At 71.2% G+C, this 2,955-nt stretch carries 4 protein-coding genes; 3 read left to right on the top strand and 1 reads right to left on the bottom strand.

Annotation, left to right across the window (positions count from 1 at the left end):
• From AX685_RS18865 to AX685_RS18855, 3 genes are all read left to right on the top strand, one after another.
• Positions 1-260 (top strand): SCO family protein (locus tag AX685_RS18865; protein ID WP_197418709.1); only part of this gene is annotated, 260 nt, incomplete at its 5' end.
• On the top strand, positions 248-691 hold the full coding sequence (locus AX685_RS18860; protein ID WP_066491472.1) for a YcgN family cysteine cluster protein: 444 nt from the start codon (positions 248-250) through the stop codon (positions 689-691). The genes AX685_RS18865 and AX685_RS18860, both read left to right, overlap by 13 nt.
• Positions 688-1,392: a M48 family metallopeptidase gene (locus tag AX685_RS18855; RefSeq protein ID WP_231792301.1), complete on the top strand. Its 705-nt coding sequence runs from the start codon at positions 688-690 to the stop codon at positions 1,390-1,392. Before AX685_RS18860 ends, AX685_RS18855 begins: the two co-directional genes overlap by 4 nt.
• Here AX685_RS18855 and AX685_RS18850 read toward each other — a convergent pair.
• Positions 1,353-2,955 (bottom strand): transglycosylase domain-containing protein (locus AX685_RS18850; protein WP_066491469.1); only part of this gene is annotated, 1,603 nt, incomplete at its 5' end. The genes AX685_RS18855 and AX685_RS18850 overlap by 40 nt on opposite strands.

The following is a 2,955-nucleotide window of genomic DNA, read 5'->3' as shown; positions in this document are numbered from 1 at the left end:
ATACGCCCGCGGTGCTCAAGAAGTTCACCGCCGCCTTCCACCCCCGGCTGGTCGGGCTGACCGGCAGTGCGGAGGCGATCGCGAAGACCGCGAAGGAATATGGCATCTATTACGCGCGGGGCGCCGGCACCGCCGACGGCTATATGATGGACCACAGCCGCCAGATCTATCTGTTCGGTCCCGACGGCAAGCCGCTCGCGCTGCTGCCCGAAGGCCCGCCGCAGGCGATCGCGGACGAGGTGACGAAATGGGTGCATTGACCGGCCGCTTCTGGGACGACGTGCCGCTTGCGAAGCTCGACCGCGCACAGTGGGAGGCGCTGTGCGACGGCTGCGGCAAATGCTGCCTGCACAAGCTGGAGGATGAAGAGACCGGTGAGCTGATCGCGACCAACGTCGCGTGCCGCCTGCTCGACCGGCGCAGCGGGCAATGTTCCAACTATCGCCACCGCCGCGCCTTCGTCAGCGAATGCGTGCGGCTGACGGCGGGCAACGTCGATTCGATCGACTGGCTGCCGTCGACCTGCGCCTATCGCCTGCGTGCCGCGGGGCTGCCGCTGCCCGACTGGCATTATCTCGTCTCGGGCGATCGCGAGGCGGTGCACCGCGTAGGCGAATCGGTGCGTGGCTGGACGATCAGCGAGGATGACGCCGGCGACCTCGAACATCACATGGTCGACCGCACGCTGTGAGCGTGGGGCTGGAGGATGGCGACGTCGATGTCGTCCGCCACCCGCAGGCGCGCCGCACGAAATTGTCGTTCGATCCGGTCAGCGGGCGGGCGCGGCTGACGCTGCCGCCGCGCGCCTCGCTGCGGCGCGCGCTGGAGTGGGCGCGCGGGCAGGGCGAGTGGATCGAACGCCAGCGCAATATGCTGCCGCACCCGCGCCCGTTCGTCGCCGACGCGACCGTGCCGGTGGAGGGCGTCGACCGCCGCATCGTCTGGGATGCGGGCGCCGGGCGGCTGCCGCGGCTTGAGGTGGACCGGCTGGTCGTCGGCGGGCCGGTGGAGATGGTACCGCGCCGCATCGCGGCCTGGCTACGCCGCCACGCGCTGGCGGTGCTGGCGGACGACACCGCTTTCTACGCCGCGCGCGCGGGGGTGGAGGTGACCGGGGTGACGGTCGGCGATCCGCGCGGCCGCTGGGGCAGCTGCGCCTCGCATGGCGCGATCCGCTACAGCTGGCGGCTGATCCTGGCGCCCGCCGAGGTGCGCCGCGCGACCGCCGCGCACGAGGTGGCGCACCGCGTCCACATGAACCATTCGCCCGCGTTCCATGCGCTGGTCGCGACGCTTTATGGGCGCGATCCTGTGGCCGAGCGTGGGTGGCTGCGCGCGCATGGCGCGGCGCTTCACTGGTTCGGGCGGTCCGGGGATTCGCGCGGCGGCTGAGCGCGCCCGGGGTCGCGGCGGGGCACACCCTGGCCGGTCACTCGATCCAGCCAGTCCTGGTCCAGCCGTTCGCCCCCGGTATCGGGCGGCGCCAGGTCGTCGCGCGGGCGCTGTGGCCCCTGCAAGGGTTGCTGGATGCCGGCCGGCGGCGGCGGGCCGCCGGGGCGATCGGGGTAGTAATCCGGGTCACCCGCCGGCGCGCGCGGAGCATCCACCGGCAGCGGGTTCCCGTCGTCGTCGACGAAGCTCATATTGTCGGGCGCGCCGTAATAGCTTTCGGCATCAGGCTCCAGCTGCGCCTCGGGCAGCGTCACCTGCGTGTCGAACTGCTCGATCGGTCGGCCCGCGACCGCCGCCTTCATGAACTGCGCGAAGGCGCGCGCGGGCGCCGTGCCGCCGTGCAGCCCGGCGACCGGCCGGGCATCGTCACGCCCCATCCAGATGCCCGTGGTCAGCCCGGAGGAGAAGCCCAGGAACCAGCCGTCCTTGCTGCTGGTGGTGGTACCGGTCTTGCCCGCCACCGGGCGACCGATCTGCGCCGCGCGGCCCGTGCCGGTGTTGACCGCGGTCTGCAACAGGTCGGTCATTTGCGCCGCGACGGTGGGGGCCACCAGCACGCGGCTGCGGTCCACCTCATGCGTGTAGATCGTCTCATTGTCGGCGGTGACGCGGGTGATGCCGAACGGTGCGACGTCGACGCCCTTGTTGCCGATACTGGCGAAGGCGTGGGTCATGTCGATCAGCCGCACGTCCGATGTGCCCAGCACCATCGACGGATGGGTGTTGACCGGGGTGGTGATGCCGAACCGCCGCGCCATGTCGGCGACGGTCTGGAACCCCACCGCCTGCCCCAGCTTCGCCGCGATCGTGTTGAGCGAATAGGCGAAGGCGGTGCGCAGCGTGACCTCGCCCGAATTGCGGCGCGAATCGTTGCGCGGCGACCAGCCGTCGATCGTCACCGGCTCGTCGATCTCCCTGTCCTCTGGCGTGCGCCCGGCTTCCAGCGCGGCGAGATAGACGAACAGCTTGAACGCCGATCCCGGCTGGCGCTGCGCCTGGGTGGCGCGGTTGTAGATCGAGCTGACGTAATCGGTCCCGCCCACCATCGCGCGCACCGCGCCGTCGCGGTCGATCGCCACCAGCGCGCCCTGTGCGCCCTTGGGCACGTTGGCGCGGATCGCGGCATCCGCCTCGCGTTGCATCGTGGGGTCCAGCGTGGTCCACACCTCCAGCGGCTTGACCGTCTCGTCGATCAGCAGGTCCAGCTGCGGCAGCGCCCAGTCGGTGAAATAGCGCACGCTGTTCTGCCGCGCGGGGGGGGCGAGCTTCACCTCGCCCGGATCGGCGCTGGCGGCCTGCGCCTGCGTGACGAAGCCGTTGCGCACCATCTGCTGCAGCACGACGCCTGCCCGCCCCTTGGCGGCATCGGCGTCGGCGGTCGGGGAATAATTGGACGGCGCCTTGACCAGCCCGGCGATCACCGCCGCCTCGGCCAGGCTCAGCCGGTCGGCACCATGGCCGAAGAATTTCCGGCTGGCCGCGTCGATGCCGTATGCGCCCCCG

Source organism: Sphingomonas sp. CCH9-F2, assembly GCF_001556735.1.
GTDB classification, from domain to species: Bacteria; Pseudomonadota; Alphaproteobacteria; order Sphingomonadales; family Sphingomonadaceae; genus Sphingomonas; species Sphingomonas ginsenosidimutans.
Note: the sequence above shows the minus strand (reverse complement) of the source record. Positions and strands in the feature narration are given on the sequence as shown.